The organism is Spirillospora sp. NPDC029432 (assembly GCF_040703975.1).
Lineage (GTDB): Bacteria > Actinomycetota > Actinomycetes > Streptosporangiales > Streptosporangiaceae > Spirillospora.
This window is the reverse complement of record NZ_JBEZWH010000051.1, coordinates 24,609-46,377: the sequence shown is the minus strand read 5'-3', so window position 1 is coordinate 46,377 and position 21,769 is coordinate 24,609. Positions and strand designations below refer to the sequence as shown.

Genomic DNA, 21,769 nt, shown 5'->3' with positions numbered 1-21,769 from the left:
CCGCCGCCCTACGTTCGAGACCATGACCCATCCGCTCCTCTTCCTGCTGACGGCCACGACACTGATCGCGATCCCGGGTCCGAACCACCTCTACATCACGGCCCGCGGCATGGCCGAGGGGCGGCGGGCCGGCATCGCGTCCGCGCTGGGCGTCGAGACCGGCACGCTGGTGCACGTGGCCGCCGCGGCGGCCGGGCTGTCGGCGGTGGTGGCGGCCTCGGCGACGGCGTTCTCGACGCTGCGGTACGCGGGCGCCGCGTACCTGGTCTACCTGGCGATCCGCACGCTGCGGTCGCGCGGCGGCGAGGACGGCGCCGGCGCCGCGCCCGCCCCGCGCCCGCTGCGCCGCGTCTACCTGGACGGCCTGCTGATCAACCTGCTGAACCCCAAGGTGATCCTGCTCTTCCTGGCGTTCCTGCCGCAGTTCGTGGACCAGCGCGCGGGCAACGTGCCCGCGCAGATCGTGGCGCTGGGACTGGCCGCCGCGCTGATCGGGCTGGTCAGCGACATGCTGTACGCGGTCGCGGCGGGGGCGATCGGCGAGCGGCTGCGCCGCCAGAGCGGCCGGTTCCGGCGCGCCGGGCGGTACGCGACCGGGGCCGTCTACCTCGCGCTGGGCGCGGTCGCGGCGTTCGGGAGCCCTGGTAAGGTCACCGGCGCCGTCCGCTGACCCGCCCGCCGGCCCGTCCTGCCAGACCGTTCCCGATGCGGTCACGGCCTTTGTCATTCAGATGACAAGCGGACCGGTTTATTGCGCGGCCCGGTGCGCAGCCTTCCCGATCACGCGGAGGTAACTTCCGTTGCGCCCCCGGTCCCCGTCGGGGGCGGGAGGTGTGAACGTGACCACGTCGCTCGAGGAACGCTCCCCGCTGAAGGCCTGGGACGGCGTCCCATGCGAACTCTCCGACCTCATGCGGCCCCACCTCGACACGCTGGCCGAGGAGATGATCCAGGAGATCCTGGCCGGCGTCCCCGAGTACTCCAGGCCGCAGGACGAGGAGTACTCCCGGCTGGTGCGGCTGGCCGTGGAGGGCGCGCTCCGGCAGTTCGTGGACCTCATCATGGACCCGGAGAGCTCCTGGGAACCGGTCGCGGCCGTCTACCGCGAGATCGGCTGGGCCGAGGCGCGCGAGGGGCGCAGCCTGGACGTGCTCCAGACGTCGCTGCGGCTGGGCGCCCGGGTGGCCTGGCGGCGGCTGGCGGCCGAGTCGGAGAGCCTCAACCTCTCCCGCCACGCGCTGGCCAGCATCGCCGAGGCGATCTTCGCGTTCCTGGACGAGATCGCCCGCGCCGCCACCGAGGGCTACACCAAGGCGCGGGCGCAGGAGGCCGGCGAGCTGGAGCACCGCCGCCGCCGGCTGCTGGACCTGCTGCTGGCCGAGCCGCCCGCGGCCCCGCAGGCGATCGCCGACCTGGCCCGGCTGGCGCAGTGGCGGGTGCCGCGCACGGTGGCGGCCGTGGTGCTGTACGAGCGGGGCCGGCAGCCGTTCTCCCACCCGTCGCTGCCGCCGGACGTCCTCGCCGACGTGAACCGCCGCGAGCCGTGCCTGGTCGTCCCGGATCCGGAGGGGCCGGGACGCGGCCGGATGCTGGAGACGGCGCTGCGCGACTGGGTCGCGGCGCTGGGGCCGACCGTGCGGACCTGCGACGCCGCCAAGTCGCTGCGCTGGGCCCGGCAGGCGCTGCCGCTGGCGCGCCGCGGCATCCTGCCCGCCGACCGGGTGATCCGGTGCGCCGACCACATGCCCGAGCTGGTGGTGTTCAAGGACGAGGAGCTCGTGCGCGCGGTCGCGGACCTGCGGCTGGCGCCGCTCAAGGCCGTCCGGCCCCGGCATCGCGAGCGGCTCATGCGGACGCTGCTGTCCTGCCTGCAGAACGGCTTCAACGCCACCGAGGTCGCCAACCGCCTCCACGTGCACCCGCAGACCGTCCGCTACCGCCTGCACCAGCTGGAGGAGCTGTTCGGCCCGCGGCTGTACGACCCCGAGTCGCGGCTGGAGATGGAGATGGTGCTGACCGTCTGGCTCACCGCTCCGGAGGGTGAGGACCCCGGCGGCGACGGCGAGCACGCGGAAGGGGCGCGGCGCGGTGCCGCACCCCTTGCCGCCGGCCTGTAGCCGGTCGTTCGGCGGCCGGCCCGCCTCTAGCGGCCGGCCGCTCGGCGGCCGGTCACGTCTCGGCGGGACGGCGGGTCGCCGGCACCCGCGGGTCGACGGTGCTCGGCGGCCGCCGGGTCACCGGCACGTACGGCCGGGGCGCGCTCCGGGCGGCGAAGAACGACGCGCGCAGCTCGTGCACGACGTCTTCGGCCGGCCGGGACACGATGCCGGCGATCCGGCCCCCGTTCAGGAACATCACCCGGTCCGACAGCGCGGCGGCCGCCGGGGAGTCCGTCACGGCGACGACGGTCGTCCCGAACTCGGTGGTGCCGCGGCGCAGCACGGCGAAGGTCTCCTCGGTCATCGCCCCGCCGCCCTCGATCTCGTCGGCCAGCAGGACGCTCGGGTCCGGCAGCAGCGCGGCGGCGCACATGGTCAGGTGCCGCCGGTCGGGCGGCAGCGCGCCCACCGGTGTCTCCAGCTCGTCGATCAGCCCGAGCACCTCGGTGACCGGCTCGATCCGGTCGGCGTCCTCGGGGTGGCCGGCGAGCGCGGCGGCCCATTCGAGGTTCTCCCGTACCGAGCGGTCCGGGAACGGGCGGGCGTGGGAGAGCACGAACCCGACGTCGCCGCGGCAGATCTGCCGGATCTGCTGGGGCAGCCAGGGCCGCGCGTCGCCGCGGCCGACGTAGACGCGGCCGACGCTGGGCGGCTCGTGCCCGGCGAGGCAGGCCAGCAGGGTGCTCTTGCCCGATCCGGACGGCCCCATGAGGGCGCACAGCTCGCCTGCCCGGAAGGCGACGTTCACGTTGTCGAGGACGGGTTCGGCCCGCGGGTCGAAGACCTTGGTCAGCCCGGTCGTGTAGGCGGCCACCAGGCACTCGTCGGCGCGCTGCCGGAACGTTCGCTTACGTGTCCTTCGCGGGTGGGTGATGCGCGGCATCGTCATGCAGTTCCCCCGAATTCATCGTGCATGGTGAGGTACGTCCACTTTGCGGCTATCGACCAGACTGGTCGACGGTTCGAATCGGGGGCGTAACCGCTGTCAAGATCTTGCTTAAAGAACCCCGTTCGGGCGGCGGAAAAGGGGTCCAGAGCCGCGAAAAGCGCCCGCCGGAGCGGGCGCTTCCACGGGTCGGCGGCGGATCAGCGGTCGGGGGAGCGGGCCTCGTTGCCGGCGTTCGGCGCGGCCCGTTCCGGCACCGGGACGAGCAGCGCGAGCGTCAGCACGGCCAGGGCCAGCACGGCGGTCGGCCGGATCGGCTCCAGCCCGTTCCAGGCGGCGTCGGCGTACGCCGCGGCGGACCCGTCGGCGGCGCCGATCCCGATCGCGAACGCCAGCACCCCGGCGGCGCAGCCGGCCAGCGCGGTCGCCTGCCGGCTCCGCCAGCGCCGCTGGTCCCGCCGGAAGTACAGGCCGCGGGCGCCCGACCACAGCAGCAGCAGCCCGGCCAGCGCCGCGCCGGTGAGGGCCAGCGGCCGCAGCAGCAGGTTCAGGTCCGTGCCGCTCATGCCGGTGGTGACCTGCGCGGTGGGCAGCGCGTGCGCGTTCCGGGTGTTCTCGACCGCGACCTCGCCCGCCGTGGTGACCATCTCGGGCGGCGGGCCCAGCAGCCCGGCCACGCCCTTGACGGCGACGGCCGCGTAGAAGAGCCCGGCCGCGACGACCAGGACGCTGGCCAGCGTGCGGGCCGCGGTGAGCGCGGCCCGCCCGGCCGGGGCCGCGGGCGGCGCGGCCGGCGGGCGGCCGGGCGCGGGGCCGCCGGGAGGGGACCGGCGGACCACCGTGCGCCGCGCGCCGGTGCAGTGGTGCAGGATGCTCACTCTTCGTCCCCCCGAACGATCTTCCGGACGACCGCGTAGAGACCACGATGCCCGGCCCGGCCCGCGGGAAAACCCTAGAAAAGATCAAGAAGGAGAGCCGGGATGCGGCGGGAAACCGCAGGTAGAGGCCCGGCAAAGTCCTCCATCAAGTGATTGACGGAGGCTCGTGGCCCGATCTACGGTGGGCGCATGGACAGCAGCGAATCCGGCCGGGACCGGATCGTCGAGGCGGCCACCCGGCTGTTCGCGGCGCTCGGGTACGACGGCACCTCCACCCGCATGATCGCCGACGCCGCCGGGCTGAACATCGCCACCGTCGCCTACCACGCCGGCGGCAAGCGCGATCTCTACCTGACCGTCATGGAACGCGCCCACGAGGCCGAGCGCGCCGCGCTGGAGGCCGCCATAGCGGACTTCACCCCGGACCCCGCCGGCGTCCGGATGCTGATCGACCGCTACCTCGACTTCTGCGTCGACAACCCCGACGTCCCCGCCCTCTGGATGCACCGCTGGCTGTCGGACGCCGCCGACGTCGTCCACCTGGAGAGCCGCTACGTCAAGCCGCTGATCGCCTACGTCAGCGAGACCGTGCAGGAGGCCGCCGGCCCCGACGTGGACGTCGAGTACGCGGTCATGACGGTCATCTGGGCCACCCACGGCTTCTGCCGCGGCGGCGTCCTCGACGTCAACGGCGAGCGCACCGGCATCGGCAGCGCGAAGGAGGTCGCGCGCTTCCGCGCCCACCTCCAGCGCATGGTGTCCCGCCTCCTCGGCTTCCCCGAATGACCGCGCCCGCGACGCTCTCACGGCGCCGACTGCTCGGCTACGGCATCGGCTCGGTGGGGACCGGCGTCTTCTCCGCCGTACCGGGCCTGCTCCTCCTCTACTACCTGACCGACGTACTGGGCGTGTCCGCCGCCATAGCGGGAGCCGTACTGGTCGTCCCCAAGGCATGGGACGTCGTGCTCAACCCGGTGGTCGGCGCCGCCAGCGACCGGGAGGCCGTGCGGAGCGGCCGCCGCACCCGGCTGCTCCTCGCGGGCGCCCTCGCGCTGCCCGTGTGCTTCGCCGCGATGTTCGCCGTCCCGGCCGGCTCGCTCGGGTTCGCGGCGGTGTGGGCCGGGCTGGCCTTCCTGCTCGCCGCCAGCGCGTTCGCCTGCTTCCAGGTGCCGTACGTCGCGCTCCCCGCCGAGATCTCCGGCCTGGCCGGGGAGCGGAGCCGGGCCATGGCCTGGCGGATCGTCTGCCTGACCGTCGGCATCCTGCTCGCGGGCGGGCTGGCGCCCGCGCTGGTCGGGGCGGCGGGCGGCGGCCGCGGCGGCTACGCGGCCATGGGCGCCGCCATCGGCCTGATCATGGGCGCGGCCATGGTCGCGAGCACGCTCGCCACCCGCTGGATCCCGTCCCGTCCCGGCCCCCGCCCCCTGGGGCTGGCCGCCGCGCTCCGCACGGCGCGGGGCAACCGGCCCTTCTTCGCCCTGCTGGGGGCGTTCACCACGCAGTCCCTCGCCGTGGCCGTCATGCTCGCGGGCGCCCCGTACGCCGCGACCTACCGGCTGGACGACTACGGCCTCACCTCCGTGATGTTCGTGTGCCTGGTCGGGCCCAGCGCGGTCGCCGTACCGCTGTGGGGCCTGCTCGCCCGCCGCTACGGCCATGTCCCCTGCTACCTGGCCGCCGTGGGCGCCTTCGCGGCGGCGACGCTGGCCCTGCATCCCGTCCTGACCGCCGGGGCCGTCGGCCCCGTGCTCGCGCTGACGGCGCTGATCGGCGTCTGCTACGCGGCCGTCCAGCTGCTGCCCCTGTCCCTGCTCCCCGAGACCGTGCGCGCGGACGCCGAACGCACCGGGCACGCCCAGTCCGGCGCGTTCACCGGCCTGTGGACGGCCGCCGAGACCGGCGCGCTGGCCCTCGGCCCCGGCCTCTTCGCCCTCATCCTGGCGGCCACGTCGTTCCGGTCCGCCGACTTCGACACCCCAGTCACGCAGCCGGACGCGGCGCTCGCCGGCCTCACGGCGGGCTTCACCGCCGTCCCGGCCCTGCTGCTCCTGCTCAGCGTGCCCATGCTGCTCGCCTACGCCCGCCTCGCGAACCGGATCCCTAAGGAAGCCCATGCCACCTGAACCGACCACCCCTCCCCGCCCGTCCCTCCCGGAGAACGGGCGCCCGGCGGACGAGCTCCTGGCCGAACTGGAGCGGATCACCGCGGGCGACCTCCCCGTGCGCGGCGGCCAGGTCACCGCGTACGTCTACGACACCGGCCGCGCCGAGATCCACGACCTGGCGTCCCGCGCGTACCTGGAGATGCTGGAGGTCAACGGGCTGGACCCGACCGCGTTCCCGAGCATCGTGGCGCTGGAGCGGCAGGTCCTGGACGCGGTCGCCGGGCGGCTCGGCGGCGGTACGGGGATCTTCACCAGCGGCGGCACCGAGTCGATCATGCTGGCGGTCAAGGCGGCCCGGGACGCCGCCGCGGCCGGGACCCGGGGCGGCTCCGGGGACGGCCCCGGGGACGGCTCGGCCGGGCGGCCCGAGATCGTCGTCCCGAACACCGCGCACCCGGCGTTCCACAAGGCCGCCCACTACCTGGGCATGGACGTCGTCGCCGTGCCCGTCGACACCGCCACGTTCCACGCCGACCCGGCCGCGATGGCCGCCGCGATGACGCCCCGTACCGTCCTGGTGGTCGCCTCGGCGCCGTCGTACCCGCACGGTGTCATCGACCCCGTCGCCGACATCGCCTCCATAGCGGCCGAGGCGGGCGTCCTATGCCACGTGGACGCGTGCGTGGGCGGCTGGATGCTCCCCTGGTTGCGGGAGAGCGGACGGGACGTACCGCCGTTCGACCTGTCCGTGCCCGGGGTGACGTCCCTGTCCTGCGACCTCCACAAGTACGGCTACGCCCCCAAGGGCGCGTCAGTCGTGCTGTTCCGGGACGAGTCGGTCCGGCGCCGCGCCTACTTCGCCTCAGCGGAGTGGCCCGGCTACACGGTCATCAACTCCACCGTCCAGAGCAGCAAGAGCGCCGGCCCGCTGGGGGCGGCGTGGGCCACCATGATGGCGATCGGCGCGCAGGGCTACCGGGACCTCGCGTCCGGCGCGATGCGGGCCGCCGAACGGCTCATCGACGGCGTCGCCGGCATCCCCGGCCTGCGCGTTCTGGGCACCCCCGACGCGCCCCTGGTCGCGGTGGCGTCCGACGACCCCGAACTGGACGTGTTCGTGCTCGCGGACGAGGCGCGGGCGCGCGGCTGGTTCTTCCAGCCGCAGCTCTCCTACCAGGGCATCCCGGCCAACGTGCACTTCACGCTGACCGGCGTGAGCCTCGCGGGCGTGGAGGCGCTCCTGGAGACACTGGCGGAGTCCGCCAAGGCGGCCCGGGACGCCGGCCCGCCCGACGTCCCCGCCGAGCTGACCGAGGCCCTCGCCTCCCTCGACCTGGACGCCCTCGACGACGAGGGCTTCGCCGGCCTGCTCGGCTCCGTCGGCGTCGGCCTCGGCGGGGGCGGGCAGCCCGAGATGGCCGTCGTCAACGCCATCCTGAACGCCCTCCCGCCCGGCACCAGGGAGGAACTCCTGATCCGCTTCCTGTCCGCGCTCTACTCAGGGCACGTCTGAACGGTCACTGGAGCCGGATGAGCCGTTCGGGTATGGACGGCTCATCCAGGTTCTGGCCCAGCTGCAGGGGGACGCTGGCCGCGCCCGTCTTCACGGACGCCACCCGTTCGCCCTGGCCCGCCGTATGGGGCGGATCCCCGTCGACGCTGAGCTGAACGGTCAGCCCCGGCCAGCCCACCACGGTCACCGGGGCCGCGGCGTTCAGCGGTGTACGGCCGCCGAGCCCGTCGTCAACCTGCGCCACCCGCGCGCCCTGCGGCGCCAGCGTGACCGCCGTGACGGCGCTCTGCGCCGCCGCGACCAGATCCCGGCCCACCTGGAGCGCGCCCATCGCGCTCGGCGACTGCTGCCCCATCACGGCGCCGAGGAACAGCGTGCTGACCCCGCCGACGTCCTTGCGCGCGGCGAACACGTAGTTGCCGCCCGCCGCGTCGGTGTAGCCCGTCTTGCCGCCGAGCACGCCGTACTGGCCGAGCAGGATGTTGCCGCCCGGCCGGGTCTGCCCGGGACCGTCCGGCACGTACGCCCGCTTGCTCACGATCTCGACGAACGCCGGCACCCGCATCGCCGCCCGCAGCAGCTTCAGCTGGTCGGCCGCGGTGCTCACGGTCGTGGACAGGTAGCCGCTCGGGTCGGTGTAGGTCGTGCTCGTCATCCCGAGCGCCTTGGCGGTGTCGTTCATCTTCTGGACGAACAGCTTCGGATCGCCCGAATCCCAGCGCGCCAGCTCGTGCGCGACGTCGTTCGCCGAGATGACCATCAGCGCTTCGAGCGCCTTGCGCTCGGTCAGCCGCATCCCCGCCGTCACACCGAGCAGCGACTCCCCGCGCTGCTTGCGGGACGGGATCTGCGCCGCCGCCTCAGGGGCGACCGTGTACGTCGGCCCCGGCTGGCCGGTGGCGAGCGGATGCTCCTTGAGGAACACGTACGCCGTCATCACCTTGGCGACACTCGCCGTAGGCGTCGGGACCGTCCCGCCGGAAGAGCCCATCATGCCGAGCCCCTCGACGTAGAGGGCCGACTGCCCTTGCACGGGCCAGGGGAGCGTGGGCGCCGCACCAGGGAAGGTGTGGCTGGACGTCGGGATCGTGAGCCGTACGGTCGGGTCCGGCAAGGGGCGCAGCAACTGCCCGGCCACCGCGCCCGCCACCACGAGCAGCACGACGACGGCGAAGATCAGCCCACGGCGCTTCTTCTTGCCGCCCTTGGCCTCGGCGGCGGCCGCATCGTAGACGGCCCCGTAATCGCGCTCCTGCTCCTGCTCGTACTGCTGCTGTTGGGGCTGAGGCTGCAGCTGCGGTTCGCGGGTGTAGGTCGATTCGCGGGGATACTGCGTTTCGCGCGCGTATTGCGCTTCTTGTGCGTAGTGCGTTTCTTGGGCGTACTGGGATTCCCGCGGGTACTGCGCTTCTCGCGGGAACTGCTGCTGTGGTGGCGGCGCGTACCCCTGAGGTGAGCCGTGCCGCGGCTGCGGTTGCGACTGCGGAGGCTGCGGTTGCGGGGGCGCGAACGCCTGCGGCGCCGCGTACCGCCGCTGCGGCTGCTGCGGAGGCTCCTGAACGGCCGGCAGGTCCAGCGAGGTGAACGCCGCGGGCGGCGTCGGGGACTCCTCGGCCGGCTCCGGCTCCGGCTCCAGCTCCGGCTCTGGCTCCGGTGCGGGTTCCGGCTCCGGAGTGACCTCCTCGCGGGGCTCTTCGGCCGTGGTCGCGGCCTCGGGCTCCTCTTCCGCCGGCTCGGGTACCGGTTCCGGTTCGGGCTCCTGCTCGGTCTCCGGCTTGTACGCGGTGGTGTCGATCTCCGGGACGGTCTCCGCGTACGCCTTCAGCGCCGGCTTCGGATCGATCTCGGGAACGGTCGCCGACGAAGACGGGGAAGGGGCCGGAGACGGCAGGTTGATCGTCCACTGTCCGGACGGGTCGAGCTTCGGCGGCTCGGCGCGCGCGGGCCTCTCGGGTTCCTCAGGCTGCTCTGGCTGCCCGGGCTCCTCAGGGACGCCAGAGTCCTCGGGGGCGTCCTCGGCGGCGTCCTCCGGGGCCTCGGCTTCGTCCTCCGCCGCACCGCCGGCGTCCTCTTCGGCCGCCTCGGATTCTCCGGCCTCTTCGGCCTGCCGGACCTCTTCGACCTCTTCGGTCTCTTCGGCTTTTCCGGCCTTCTCGGCGTCGTGGGACTTCTCGGGCGGCGGTACCACGGCGAATTCCGCGGTGTCGGAACGGGACGTTTCGCCCGTTCCGGTCGTGGCCTCTTCAGGATCCTGCGGGGGCGCTGAATCCTGCACGGCGCGACCTCCTCGGCTCGTGATCACGGGCGGGCGGGAGTGGTCTCGCCGGCGTCTCCCCGTACACCATTCAAGGATGTGGAGTTTAGCCGGAAAGTTCGTGCGACCAGGCATTGATGATCTTCATTGGGCCGCCGCTCCGAGCCGTGAGTGACCCCCGTGCTGCCGGGTAGGGCGGGGGTGTCCCAGGGGTGAGGGACGAGCCGAACCATGAGGCCGAACCACGAGGAGGAGCGATGGCCACCAAGATCCGCGACATCATGACGGGATCACCGACGGCGGTGTCCCCGGAGCTCGACATCGTCACCGTCGCGCGGGCGATGCGCGACGAGGACATCGGCGCCGTCCTGGTCGCCGACGACGACAGGCTGTACGGGCTGGTGACGGACCGGGACCTGGTCGTCCGCGGGCTGGCCGCGGGCGGCGACCCGACCGGCGCCAAGGTCGGCGGGCTGTGCAGCGACGTCACCGCCACCGTCGGCCCGGACGACTCGCTCGACACGGCCGCCGAGCGCATGCGGGAACGTTCCGTGCGCCGGCTGCCCGTCATCGAGAACGGGAAGCCGGTCGGGATCGTCTCGCTGGGCGACCTGGCGATCGAGAAGGACAGCGGCTCCGCGCTCGCGGACATCAGCGCCGCCAAGGGCAACGCCTGACGTCCGCCTAGTCCGCCTAGTCCGCCCAGAGCGTTCGGAGAGCGCAGAGAAGGCTCACTCAGAGATCAGAGGGGGAGCGCCGCCAGCAGGCGCTCCATCTCCTCCTCGGTGTTGTAGTAGTGCACCGAGGCGCGGACCGCGGAGCGGGTGGCGGCCGGATCGAACCGCTGGTCGTCCACATGGGTCGAGCTGACGTTGACGCCGCGCTCGCGCAGCGCGAGCTTCAGCTCGGGCGAGTCGTGGCCGTCCACGAGGAACGTCACGATTCCCGACCGCCGTTCGCCGCGGTCCAGCACCTTGATCCCGGGACGTGCCGCCAGTTCCTCCCGGAGCCGCGCGGCCAGGCCGGTCACCCGCCGTTCGATGGCGTCCAGGCCCAGGTCCAGCGCGAGCTCCGCCGCGACGCCGAGCCCGATCTGGCCGGCGACGTACCGTTCCCACGTCTCGAAGCGCCGCGCGTCGCCGCGGATCTCGTACGTGTCGGGCGCCGTCCATTTCGCCGAGTGCAGGTCGAGGAACGGCGGTTCGAGCGTCCGCAGCAGCGACCGCCGCACGTACAGGAACCCCGTCCCGCGCGGCCCGCGCAGGAACTTGCGGCCGGTCGCCGACAGCATGTCGCAGCCCAGCTCGGCGACGTCCAGACGCAGCTGGCCGGCGGACTGGCAGGCGTCCAGCAGGAAGAGCGCGTCCGCCGCCCGGCACAGCCGGCCCACCTCGGCGGCCGGGTTGACCAGGCCGTTGTGCGTCGGGACGTGGTTGATCGACACCAGCCGCACGCCGCCCCTGGCGAGTTCCGCCTCCAGCGCCTCCAGGGAGATCTGCCCGTGCGCGTCGTCGGGGACGACCTCGACCCGGACGCCGCGCCGCGCGGCGAGTTGCAGGTAGGGGATGGCGTTGCTGGCGTACTCGCTCGTGGTCGTCAGGATCCGGTCGCCGGGCTCGAACGGGATCGAGTAGAAGGCCATGTCCCACGCGCGCGTCGCGTTCTCCACGTACGCGATCTCGTCGCGGTCCGCGCCGATGAGCGCGGCGACCGCGTCGTAGAAGCGTTCCAGTTCGGGGGCGGCGCGGTCGGCGGCCTCGTACCCGCCGATCTCCGCCTCCAGGCGCAGGTGGCCCGACACGGCGTCGATCACCTGCCGGGGCGGGAGCGCGGCGCCCGCGTTGTTGAGGTGGGTCACCCGAGCGCATCCGGGGGTCTGTTCGCGCAGCTCATCGATGTCCATCAGGAATGTCGTACCCGCCTGCGACGCTGAGGGCAACGCGAGAGTTGACCTCAAGCTTTCTTGAGGTTCCATCATCGTCTCGTACGGCCGCCAGCCCGGCGGTGGCCCGAGGGAAGCGGGGAGACCGATGGACATGGAAGTCACGGCGTGGATGTCGCTGCACCACGCCATGAACGCTCAGGACAGCAGGCCGTTCTCGAAGGCGACCCTGAAGCGCATCGGCCGCTTCGCCAGGCCGCACCGCCGGATGCTCACCTGCTTCCTGGTCGCCAGCGTCGTGATGGCCGTCCTGGCGGTCGCCACCCCCGTCCTCGCGGGCCGCGTCGTGAACGCGATCGTCGGCGGCTCGGAGACCTCCACCGTCGTCTGGCTCGCCGTGCTGATCGCCGGGCTGGCGCTCGCCGAGGGCGCGCTCGGGCTGGCCAACCGGTGGCTCTCGGCCAGCATCGGCGAGGGCCTGATCCTCGACCTGCGCACCGCCGTGTTCGACCACGTCCAGCGCATGCCGGTCGCGTTCTTCACCCGGACCCGCACGGGCGCACTCGTCAGCCGGCTCAACAACGACGTGATCGGGGCGCAGCGGGCGTTCAGCGACACCCTCTCCGGCGTCGTCAGCAACCTGGTGACCGTCCTGCTGACGTTCGCCGTCATGGTGCAGATCTCCTGGCAGATCACCCTCCTCGCGCTGCTGCTGCTCCCGGTCTTCGTGCTGCCGGCCCGCCGGATGGGTTCCCGCCTCGCCCGCCTGGAGCGCGAGGCCGCCCGCCACGACGCCGCCATGAGCACCCAGATGACCGAGCGCTTCTCGGCGCCGGGCGCCACCCTGGTCAAGCTGTTCGGCCGGCCCCACCGCGAGTCCGCCGAGTTCGCCGCCCGCGCCCGCCGCGTCCGCGACATCGGCGTCCGCACCGCGATGGTCCAGCACGTCTTCATCACCGCGCTCACGATGGTCTCCGCGCTGGCCCTCGCCCTCGTCTACGGGCTCGGCGGCTTCTTCTCCCTGCGCGGCCAGCTCGACGCGGGCGCCGTGGTCGCCCTCGCGCTGCTGCTCACCCGCCTGTACGCCCCGCTGACCGCCCTCGCCAGCTCCCGCGTCGAGGTGATGAGCGCCCTGGTCAGCTTCGAGCGCGTCTTCGAGGTGCTGGACCTCAAGCCGCTGGTCGCCGAGCCGGGCTCGCCCCGCCCGATGCCCGACGGGCCCGCCTCGGTCGAGTTCGACGGCGTCACCTTCGCCTACCCGTCCGCCGACAAGGTCTCGCTGGCCAGCCTCGAAGAGGTCGCGACCCTCGACACCCGCGGCGGCGTCGACGTCCTGCACGACGTCTCGTTCCGCGCCGAGCCCGGCCAGATGATCGCCCTGGTCGGCTCCTCGGGCGCCGGCAAGTCCACCATCGCGCAGCTGCTGCCCCGCCTCTACGACCCCGACGCCGGCACCGTCCGCCTGGGCGGCGTCGACGTCCGCGACCTGGACTTCGCCACGATCCGCGCGACGCTCGGCATGGTCACCCAGGACGGTCACCTGTTCCACGAGTCCATCCGCGACAACCTGCTGCTGGCCCGCCCCGAGGCGTCCGAAGAGGATCTGTGGGACGTCCTGGAGCGCGCCCGCCTCAAGGACCTCATCGCCGGCCTCCCCGACGGGCTCGACACCATCGTCGGCGAGCGCGGCTACCGCCTGTCCGGCGGCGAGCGCCAGCGCCTCACCATCGCCCGCCTCCTGCTGGCCCGCCCCCGCGTCGTCATCCTCGACGAGGCCACCGCCCACCTGGACTCCACGTCCGAGGCCGCCGTCCAGGAGGCCCTCACCGAAGCGCTGGACGGCCGCACCGCGGTGGTCATCGCCCACCGCCTCTCCACCGTCCGCGCCGCCGACCAGATCCTGGTCGTCGAGGACGGCCGCATCGTCGAGCGCGGCACCCACGACGCCCTCCTGGAGGCCGGCGGCCGCTACGCCGACCTCTACCACACCCAGTTCGACCACCAGGAGACCAAGGCCCTGGCCTGACCCGCCCGCCTCCCCACGGCCCCGCCTCCACCAGGAGGCGGGGCCTTCACGCCTGCCCTCCCGCACGCCCTCCCGCACGCGGAGAGTGGTCGCCTTTTCGGGTGGGGGTGAACGGCACAGTGGGTTACCGATTCATCACCCGGACAATCGTTCTCGCGTGAGGGCGCGCACGCTTTATGTGCGCGGCGTCACAAAATGTGCACCCGCCATTGCGGCGGCCGCCCAGGCGGCCACTTCAGGCACCGTACGTGACTGATTCATCACGGTGGCGCTTCTCTCGCCTTCCAGGCTTCTCGACCGGTGCTGCGTTTTGTTTTGTTCGGATTTGCGCGGGTAATCCGCGCAGGACCCCGGGCGAACGGCGAGGTGAAGCGCAGATGAAATTCCGGACAGGCGTGGCGGTCGGAGCCGCCGGTTATCTGGCCGGACTGTGGGCACGGATGTCCCTGCGCCGGTGGCGGCCCGGGCGGCGGCTGAGGGCGTCCCTGGTGGCGTACTACGAGCGCAGGCTGGAACGCGCCGTCCGCCGGCTCACCGCCAGGGCCGAGCAGGGCGGCCCCCTCGTCAAGGCCGCACTGGCCGGGGCGCGGGCGCTGAGCGAGGGCAAGAGCCCCGTGCGGGCCCTGCTGAGCGTGGGCTGGACGGCGCTGAAGGAGACGCTCGCGGGCATCTTCGGCGGCGGCCGGAAGGCGCGGGTCACCACCATCGTCGAGCAGATCGACATCGGCGCGCCGCGCCGGCTGGTGTACGACCAGTGGACGCGGTTCCAGGACTTTCCGACCTTCATGAAAAAGGTCGTCAGCGTCGACCAGACCGCGGACGAGAAGCTGAGCTGGAAGGCCAGGATCTTCTGGTCCGGCCGCCGCTGGGAGGCCACGATCGTCGATCAGGTGCCGGACGACCACATCACCTGGCGCGCCGGGGGCCGCATCGACGGAACGGTCACTTTCCACGCCCTCGCGCGCGATCTCACCCGCGTGCTCCTGGTGATCGAGTACCGGCCGCGCGGGCTCTTCGAGCGCACCGCCAATCTCTGGCGGGCGCAGGGCCGCCGCGTCCGGCTCGAACTCAAGCATTTCCGCCGCCATGTGATGACGCGCTCGCTCGTCCGCCCCGAGGAAGTGGCGGGCTGGCGCGGCGTGATCCATGACGGCGAGGTCGTCGAAGCCCCGAAAAGCGAGCGGAAGCGCGCGATCGCGCGCTGACGAACGGAGGAATTCAATGAAGCGCGGAAACTGGGCGTCCAAGCTCCCCGCCGGGCAGGTCGCCAAACGCCTGCCGATCGGCGGCCGGAAGAAGGCGTCCCCCCTGAGCAGGCTGCCGATCGGCGGCTCCAAGAGCCGGCTCCCCAGCGTCCCCGGCGGCCGTACCGCCGGCACCGCGGGCGGGCTGCTGCTCGGCGCCGGCGCCGCCGTGGCCGCGGGACGCGCCGTGCAGCGCCTCAACGGCCGCCGCGCCGAGGACGGCGCGGACCGTCCCGACGAGGCCGACACCGAGGCCAGGGACGAGCAGCGCCCCGCCGAGACCGGCGAGAACCCCGACGGCGGCGGCGAGGAGAAGAAGCCGGGCCTCTTCGCCCGCATCAAGGAGTCCTTCGGCAGGAAGGGCGGCGGTGGCGGCGCCAAGAAGGTCAAGGTGACCAACATCGAGGAGCACATCGACATCGGCGCCTCACGGCGGCTGGTGTACGACCAGTGGACGCAGTTCCAGGACTACCCGGCGTTCATGAAGAAGGTCGTCAGCGTCGACCAGGCCGCCGACGAGAAGCTGAACTGGAAGGCCAAGATCTTCTGGTCCAGCCGCACGTGGGAGTCCACGATCGTTGAGCAGGTCCCCGACCGGCACATCGTGTGGCGCTCCAAGGGCTCCAAGGGCCATGTCGACGGCACGGTCAGCTTCCACAAGATCGCGCCCAACCTGACCCGCGTCCTGCTCGTCCTGGAGTACCACCCGCAGGGCCTGTTCGAGCGGACCGGCAACCTGTGGCGGGCGCAGGGCCGCCGCGTCCGGCTGGAGCTCAAGCACTTCCGCCGGTACGTGATGACGCAGTCGCTGCTGCGCCCCGACGAGATCGAGGGCTGGCGCGGCGAGATCCGCGACAGCGAGGTCGTCAAGACGCACGAGGAGGCCGTCGCCGAGGAGGAGAAGGCCGCAGAGCAGGAGAAGGACCGGTCGCAGAAGGAGTCCGCCGACGCCTGACGGCCGGCGGGAGCCGGGAGCCGGCGGCCGGAGCGGCGTTCAGGATTCGAGTCCGGTGAGCAGGCGCGCGACGTCGAGACCGCTCTCCAGGTAGTCCACGAACAGGGGGTTGTTGAGCGCCCACCTGGAGCGGCGGTACCTGATCAGGAAGATCGCGTCCCCGACCGGGTAGCCCATCGCGATCAGCGCCTGCGCCGTGACGAGGCCCGACCGGTTGTAGCCGGAGTGGCAGCGGGAGAGCACCGTCCGGCCGTCTCGCACGGCCTCGGCGGCGATGTCCGCGAGCCGGCAGACCGCCGAGATCTGATCGGGGTCGAGCGGCCCGTCCGGCATCGGCGCGTAGTGGTGCTCCACGTGCTCGTCCGGCCCGTGGCCGTCGCGCCCGTAGAGGCTCAGGACGACGTCGAACTCGTCCCGGACGATCGCCTGCGTGCCGCCGCCGTAGACGTGGCCGCCCATCCACAGACCAGGGATGATCTCGTTCCACGGCTCGTCCGCGTCCGGCGCCCGCCCGCCCTTCCTGACGCGCATCCGCTCCTCCGGTGATCAACCTGCCTTCACCGTACGCAGCGGAGGGCGCCCGCGGCCCGTCCTGGCCGCACGCGGCCGGGGTCAGGCGGTGTCGCCGTCGAGATAGACCCAGGCGCCCTCGTGCCGGACGAAGCGGCTGACCTCGTGGAGTTCCCCCTGGGAGTGGTACGCGCGGAACTCGACCGTGCCCTTGGTGTGGAACGGGCTGCCCTCGGCCGTGTTCAGGATTTCCAGGCGTTCCCAGCGGAGCCCGGCCGGGAGGTCGATCGTCCGCGGCCGCGTCCCGGGATGCCAGCTCTTCAGCAGGTACGCGGCGTCCCGGACGGCGAAGGCGCTGAACCGGGAGCGCATCAGCTCCTCGGCCGTCCTGGCCTGGGCCTGGCCGCGGTGCAGCCGCCCGCAGCAGTCGCGGTACGGGGCGGACGAGCCGCAGGGGCAGGTGGCGGGGCGTTTGGGCATCCCCTCATTGTGGCGGCCCGGCCGGAGTAACGGGCGATCATCAGGGCAGGAGCCGGTCGTGAGCACCGTGGCCCTGGTCGTGATCGACATGCTGAACCCGTACGAGCACGAGGACGCCGACACGCTCGGGAACAATGTCGAGAAGATCGTCGAGCCGCTGCGGGACCTGATCTACCGCGCCCGCGAGCACGAGGACGTGCACCTGCTGTACGTCAACGACAACTACGGCGACTTCTCGGCCACGTCCGACGAGCTGGTCGGCAGCGCGCTGCGGGGCCGCCGTCCCGACCTGGTGGAGCCGATCCGGCCACCGGCCGGCTGCCCGTTCCTCTCCAAGGTCAGGCACAGCGTCTTCTACGGCACCGCGCTGGAGTACCTGCTGGTCCGCGAGGGAGTGCGCACGATCATCCTCACCGGCCAGGTGACCGAGCAGTGCGTGCTCTACAGCGCGCTGGACGCGTACGTCCGGCATTTCCAGATCAGGATCCCGCGCGACGCGGTGGCGCACATCGATCCGGAGCTCGGTGCCGCGGCGCTGCGGATGATGGAGCGCAACATGCGGGCGGAGATCGTCGACGCCGCCGATTGCCTGGGCTGACGACGGCGGAGAAGGGGTGATGCGGATGGCCGGCGCCGAGGTCGTCGTGATGGGACAGGTGGCGCGCGACCTCGTCCTGCTCGTGGACGAGGTCCCCGGCGCCGGGGGTTCCGCCCCGGTACGGGAGCGGCGCGAGATGCTGGGCGGCAAGGGCGCCAACCAGGCGGTCGGCCTGGCCCAGCTCGGGGCGCGGGTGGCGCTGCTCGGCGTGGTCGGCGACGACGCGGCCGGCACCGGCCTCATCGAGCAGGCGGCCGCCGACGGGATCGACACCGCGCCGGTCGTGCGCCGGACGGGCACCGGCAGCGCGCTGATCGTCGACATCGTGGACCGCTCCGCACGCTGGCGCTACCTGGAGGACATCCCGGACGCGACCCTGCTGACCGAGGCCGACGTCGAGGCGGCGCGCGGCTCCCTGCGGCGGGCGCGGTTCGTGCTCCTCCAGCTCCAGCAGCCGCCGGGCGCCGCCCTGCGCGCCGCGCGGCTGGCGCGGGACGCGGGGATCGTGCTGGACGGCGCGCCGCCGGCGGACGATCCCGAACTGCTGGCCGCGGCGGACGTGCTGCGCGCCGACGCCCGCGAGGCCGCCCTGCTGGCCGGAACGCCCGTCGATACACCCGAAACAGCCGCCCGGCTCGGCCGCGACCTGCTGCGCCGCGGCCCGTCGCTGGTCGCGCTGGCCGTCGGTGACGCGGGAAACATGTTCGTCTGGCCGGACGGTGAGCTCTTCCTGCCCCTGGAGGACGTGCCGGTCGTCGACACCACCGGCGCCGGCGACGCGCTGGTGGTGGCGCTCACGGCCGCCCTGCTGCACGGCGCGTCCCCGCCCGACGCGGCCCGCCACGCCGTAGCCGCCGCCGGAGCCACCACCGCCCACCCCGGCGGCCGCCCCGCACTGAGAACCTGATCACCCGCACCAGGACTTAGGCGCCGAATTCCAAGCCCATCGGCTCGGGCCCGCGCAACCTCCCGGCACATCCGCACGAACGACGCGAAGTCCCAGGGAACACCCGCAGATCGTCACCGGTGAACTCGCTGGACGTCCTCGATGGCGCGAGCACGTCCGCCAGGCGGGATCGCCGCCTGCCCCGTCGCGGCGGCACCGTTCGACATGAGCGTGAGCCGGATCTGGTCGAACGGAATGGGCGTTCGCCGTCGCCCTTGTGGCGCGATCTCCAATGCCGGGATAATCCCGGTTCAAGGCCCGACTCCACGGGCGGATCCGGGTGATACGGATCTGAAAACGCCGGGAGGCGGGAAATGCGGCTCTTCATAGCGATGGTCCTGCTGGCAGGTCTCGCGGCGGCGGGCTGTGGCGGTGCCCGCTCCGAGTCGATCCTCGACAAGGAGACCCTGGTCGTGGGCGTGCGGCCGGACCTTCCGTCGCTCGGCCTCCGGCGCCCGGACGGGACGTTCGAGGGCTTCGACATCGACGTCGCCCGCTATGTCGCCCGCCGGCTCGGGAAGGACGTCCGGTTCATCCCCGTACTGGCGGCCGATCGCATCCCGGCCCTGACCTCGAAGCGCGCGGATCTCGTCCTGGCCACGCTGTCGGTCACCCCCGACCGCAAGACGAAGATCGCCTTCGCCGGCCCGTACTACACCTCGTACCAGGACGTCATGGTCCGTGCCGGAGACGCCCGGGTCAAGGCCGTCCGCGACCTGAAGGACCGGCGGTTCTGCGCCGTCGAGGGCGCCGATCCGACCAAGCGGCTGCTCGCGCTGCACGGGATGTCCGCCCAGCTCGTCCCGGCCAAGGACTACGACGCCTGCATGGCGATGATCAAGGCGAGGGCGGTCGACGCGATCACCACCAACGACGTGATCCTGGCCGGCCTGATCAAGCGCGACGGCGGCGGCGCCCGCCTGCTGAACGTCAAGCTCAGCGAGCAGAACACCGGCATCGGCATCCGGCACGGCGATCCGGACGGCTGCGTGGCCCTCAATCAGGCCATCACCCGGATGTACCAGGACGGAACCGCCCGGACGCTGGTCGCGAAGTGGTTCGGCGGCACCGGCCTGGACGTGGCGATGACCGAAGTGCCGCAGTTCGAGGGCTGCGACTGACCCACCCCCGACTTGTCATTGACAAGATGGCCCCTCATGCCCCAATCTAGACACTGTCAAGAATTGAGGACTGGGGGAACGACATGGAGAACACCGCCCGGCGACTGTGGCAGCTGCTGGAGCCCGTCCACGCGACGCTCTACTACGCGCCCGAGGTGATCGCCGAGGCCGCCGCGCTCGGGTACGACACCGGCGAGCGTTGGCCGGCCTACTTCCCGTACCGCGCCGCGCCCCTCGGCCCGGCCGGCCCGCACCTGGTGAACGCGCTGTTCTACAGCTTCAACCCCCGCATGGTGGAGCGCTACACGGCGCCCGCCTGGCGTACCGCCACGCCCGAGCAGGTGCTGAAGACCCGTACCGCCGGAATGGACCGCGCCCTCCGCCGCCTCCTCGGCGACCGGATCGGCTCGCCCGAACTGCGCGAGGCCGCCGCCCTGGCCCGCCGCGCCGCCGAGGCGGCCGGCACGGCCGGCCGCCCGATGGCCGCCGCGAACGCCGCGCTGCCCTGGCCCGCCGAACCCCACCTGGAGCTCTGGCACGCCGCCACGATCCTGCGCGAGCACCGCGGCGACGGCCACATCGCCGCCCTCCAGGCCCACGGCCTCGGCCCCGCCGAATCCCTGATCACGCACGCGGCCATGGGCGCCGCCCCCGAAGAGGTGTTCGGCAGCAGGCAGTGGCCCGCCGAGGAATGGGCCGCCGCCCGCGATCGCCTCACCGCCCGCGGCCTGCTGGAGGCCGACGGCACCGCCACCGCCGAGGGCCGCCGCCTCCGTACCGCCGTCGAGCACCGCACCGACGACCTGGCCGCCGCCCCCTGGGACGCGCTCACCCCCGCCGAGACCGACCGTCTCGCCGACCTCCTGATGCCCCCGGTCCTCGACATCGTCGCCACCGGCCTCCTCCCGATGCAGAGCACGCTGGGGATCGGCCTGGATTACTACGAGTAAAACCCGGCGTGAAAGGGCGCGGCCGGCCGGCAGGGAACGTACCGTACTCGTAAGGCCACGACCGAGTGATCGGCTGCGGTTGCCAAGAAGCCCGGCTCACCTATCATGTCGGCTTCGGCCCTCCGCCAAAGCCGACGACGTTGTCCTCCGTACGCCCCGCGTGCGCGGGCATCCCTGTGCCCACCGCTCCCGACATGATGACGTTGGAGCTTCACGTGATCAGAGAAGAGACCAAGCCCCCAGCCTCACTCGACCAGATCAAGGGATGGTTCCCGAAGGTCGACCAACTCCTGTTCACCTGGTTCCTGGAACGCCAGGAACGCCTCGGCCAGCACGGCGACCTCGTGGAACTCGGTTCCTACCTCGGCAAGAGCGCCGTCCTCATGGGACGCCACCTGCGCGGGGACGAGAACTTCACCGTCTGCGACCTCTTCGACTCCGAGGCGCCCGACGATTCCAACCAGGCCGAGATGAACGGGTCGTACTCCACCCTGACCCGCCAGGCCTTCGAGGCGAACTACACCGCCTTCCACGACCGGCTTCCAGAGATCGTCCAGGCGCCGACGTCCCAGATCCTCGAGCATGTCGACCCCGACAGCTGCCGTTTCGTGCACGTTGACGCGTCCCACCTGTACGAACACGTCCACGCCGACATCGACGCCTCCCATGTGATGCTGCCCGACGACGGCGTCGTCGTCTGCGACGACTACCGCTCCGAGCACACCCCCGGCGTGTCGGCCGCGGTCTGGGAGGCGGTCGCCGTCGACGGCCTGCGCCCGATCTGCGTCACCACCCAGAAGCTGTACGGCGTCTGGGGCGACATGGAACCCGTGCAGAAGGACCTCCTCGAATGGCTGGCCGGGCGCGAGGACCTCTGGCACGAGGTGCAGCAGGTCGCCGGGCGCCCTCTCGTCCGCGTCAAGGGGAAGTCCTCGTCCGCGAAGAAGGACGAGGTCGCCAAGCTGAAGGAGCGCCTCGCCCGTACGGAGCGCAAACTGGCCGACACGCGCGACGAGCTCCGCTGCGTCCGCGAATCCGTCAGCTTCCGGGTCGGCCGCTCCGTGACCGCCCTCCCAAGATCCATGCGCCGCCGCAACCCCGGCGAATGACCCCGTTCCCCATGCGCCGCGTCCCGGCGCACGGGGAACATCACCCTCCGGGCTGATCGACTGCATCCAGCACACCAACTCACGAAAGCCCCGCCTGAACCGCCAAGCAAGCAGCCATCCGTTGTCGCGGCCCCACAGGCAGATACCGCACGC

Annotated in this window: 20 protein-coding genes; 14 read left to right on the top strand and 6 right to left on the bottom strand. The window is 72.5% G+C overall.

The features are described 5' to 3' along the window. Positions 1-22: 22 nt before the first annotated feature. Together AB0881_RS30440 and AB0881_RS30435 are read left to right on the top strand one after the other, a co-directional pair. Positions 23-670, top strand: a complete 648-nt coding sequence (locus AB0881_RS30440; RefSeq protein ID WP_366622378.1) for a LysE family translocator — start codon at positions 23-25, stop codon at positions 668-670. 169 nt (positions 671-839) lie between these two features. After that, positions 840-2,117 carry a helix-turn-helix domain-containing protein gene (locus tag AB0881_RS30435; RefSeq protein WP_366622376.1) on the top strand — a complete coding sequence of 426 codons (1,278 nt, stop codon included), beginning with the start codon at positions 840-842 and terminating at the stop codon, positions 2,115-2,117. 52 nt (positions 2,118-2,169) lie between these two features. On the opposite strand, the gene AB0881_RS30430 is transcribed toward AB0881_RS30435, so the two are convergent. Both AB0881_RS30430 and AB0881_RS30425 read right to left on the bottom strand, forming a co-directional pair. Then, entirely contained in the window at positions 2,170-3,048 is an 879-nt protein-coding gene (locus AB0881_RS30430; protein ID WP_366622374.1) for an ATP-binding cassette domain-containing protein, read from the bottom strand. 197 nt (positions 3,049-3,245) lie between these two features. Further along, positions 3,246-3,923, bottom strand: a complete 678-nt coding sequence (locus AB0881_RS30425) for a hypothetical protein (RefSeq protein WP_366622372.1) — start codon at positions 3,921-3,923, stop codon at positions 3,246-3,248. A 189-nt stretch (positions 3,924-4,112) separates the two neighbouring features. On the opposite strand from AB0881_RS30425, the gene AB0881_RS30420 reads away from it, so the two are divergent. The 3 genes from AB0881_RS30420 to AB0881_RS30410 are packed head-to-tail and all read left to right on the top strand — an operon-like array spanning position 4,113 to position 7,541. Next, positions 4,113-4,709 (top strand): TetR/AcrR family transcriptional regulator, encoded by a 597-nt coding sequence (locus AB0881_RS30420; RefSeq protein ID WP_366622370.1) that lies wholly within the window; start codon positions 4,113-4,115, stop codon positions 4,707-4,709. Next, complete coding sequence (locus AB0881_RS30415; RefSeq protein ID WP_366622369.1) at positions 4,706-6,046, top strand: MFS transporter; 1,341 nt, start codon at positions 4,706-4,708, stop codon at positions 6,044-6,046. Before AB0881_RS30420 ends, AB0881_RS30415 begins: the two co-directional genes overlap by 4 nt. After that, entirely contained in the window at positions 6,036-7,541 is a 1,506-nt protein-coding gene (locus AB0881_RS30410) for an aspartate aminotransferase family protein (protein WP_366622367.1), read from the top strand. The genes AB0881_RS30415 and AB0881_RS30410 overlap by 11 nt, the downstream gene beginning before the upstream one ends. Positions 7,542-7,545: 4 nt before the next feature. On the opposite strand, the gene AB0881_RS30405 is transcribed toward AB0881_RS30410, so the two are convergent. Beyond that, positions 7,546-9,816 (bottom strand): hypothetical protein, encoded by a 2,271-nt coding sequence (locus AB0881_RS30405; RefSeq protein ID WP_366622365.1) that lies wholly within the window; start codon positions 9,814-9,816, stop codon positions 7,546-7,548. Between the two features lie 236 nt (positions 9,817-10,052). Here AB0881_RS30405 and AB0881_RS30400 point away from each other — a divergent pair, with 236 nt between their 5' ends. After that, on the top strand, positions 10,053-10,472 hold the full coding sequence (locus tag AB0881_RS30400; RefSeq protein ID WP_366622363.1) for a CBS domain-containing protein: 420 nt from the start codon (positions 10,053-10,055) through the stop codon (positions 10,470-10,472). A gap of 65 nt (positions 10,473-10,537) precedes the next feature. Here the strand turns inward: AB0881_RS30400 and AB0881_RS30395 are convergent, their stop codons facing one another. After that, complete coding sequence (locus tag AB0881_RS30395) at positions 10,538-11,698, bottom strand: aminotransferase class V-fold PLP-dependent enzyme (protein WP_366622360.1); 1,161 nt, start codon at positions 11,696-11,698, stop codon at positions 10,538-10,540. A 127-nt stretch (positions 11,699-11,825) separates the two neighbouring features. Here AB0881_RS30395 and AB0881_RS30390 point away from each other — a divergent pair, with 127 nt between their 5' ends. From AB0881_RS30390 to AB0881_RS30380, 3 genes are all read left to right on the top strand, one after another. Next, the gene (locus AB0881_RS30390; protein WP_366622358.1) at positions 11,826-13,703 is read left to right on the top strand and encodes an ABC transporter ATP-binding protein; all 1,878 of its coding nucleotides are present in this window, start codon (positions 11,826-11,828) and stop codon (positions 13,701-13,703) included. 377 nt (positions 13,704-14,080) lie between these two features. Then, positions 14,081-14,908 (top strand): SRPBCC family protein, encoded by an 828-nt coding sequence (locus AB0881_RS30385; RefSeq protein WP_366622356.1) that lies wholly within the window; start codon positions 14,081-14,083, stop codon positions 14,906-14,908. A 16-nt stretch (positions 14,909-14,924) separates the two neighbouring features. Then, the gene (locus AB0881_RS30380) at positions 14,925-15,902 is read left to right on the top strand and encodes an SRPBCC family protein (protein ID WP_366622355.1); all 978 of its coding nucleotides are present in this window, start codon (positions 14,925-14,927) and stop codon (positions 15,900-15,902) included. A 39-nt stretch (positions 15,903-15,941) separates the two neighbouring features. Here AB0881_RS30380 and AB0881_RS30375 read toward each other — a convergent pair whose 3' ends face one another. Both AB0881_RS30375 and AB0881_RS30370 read right to left on the bottom strand, forming a co-directional pair. Further along, a complete protein-coding gene (locus AB0881_RS30375) occupies positions 15,942-16,433 on the bottom strand; it encodes a hypothetical protein (RefSeq protein ID WP_366622354.1) in 492 nt (163 codons plus the stop codon). 81 nt (positions 16,434-16,514) lie between these two features. Beyond that, positions 16,515-16,892, bottom strand: coding sequence for a YchJ family metal-binding protein (locus AB0881_RS30370; RefSeq protein ID WP_366622352.1), 378 nt, complete (start codon positions 16,890-16,892; stop codon positions 16,515-16,517). A gap of 58 nt (positions 16,893-16,950) precedes the next feature. On the opposite strand from AB0881_RS30370, the gene AB0881_RS30365 reads away from it, so the two are divergent. From AB0881_RS30365 to AB0881_RS30345, 5 genes are all read left to right on the top strand, one after another. Then, entirely contained in the window at positions 16,951-17,490 is a 540-nt protein-coding gene (locus AB0881_RS30365) for an isochorismatase family cysteine hydrolase (RefSeq protein ID WP_366622350.1), read from the top strand. Positions 17,491-17,509: 19 nt separating this feature from the next. Beyond that, a complete protein-coding gene (locus AB0881_RS30360) occupies positions 17,510-18,397 on the top strand; it encodes a PfkB family carbohydrate kinase (protein WP_366622348.1) in 888 nt (295 codons plus the stop codon). A gap of 353 nt (positions 18,398-18,750) precedes the next feature. After that, positions 18,751-19,557, top strand: coding sequence for a transporter substrate-binding domain-containing protein (locus AB0881_RS30355; RefSeq protein WP_366622346.1), 807 nt, complete (start codon positions 18,751-18,753; stop codon positions 19,555-19,557). A gap of 83 nt (positions 19,558-19,640) precedes the next feature. Further along, complete coding sequence (locus AB0881_RS30350; RefSeq protein WP_366622344.1) at positions 19,641-20,507, top strand: hypothetical protein; 867 nt, start codon at positions 19,641-19,643, stop codon at positions 20,505-20,507. A 215-nt stretch (positions 20,508-20,722) separates the two neighbouring features. Next, the gene (locus tag AB0881_RS30345) at positions 20,723-21,616 is read left to right on the top strand and encodes a class I SAM-dependent methyltransferase (protein WP_366622343.1); all 894 of its coding nucleotides are present in this window, start codon (positions 20,723-20,725) and stop codon (positions 21,614-21,616) included. Positions 21,617-21,769 lie beyond the last annotated feature (153 nt).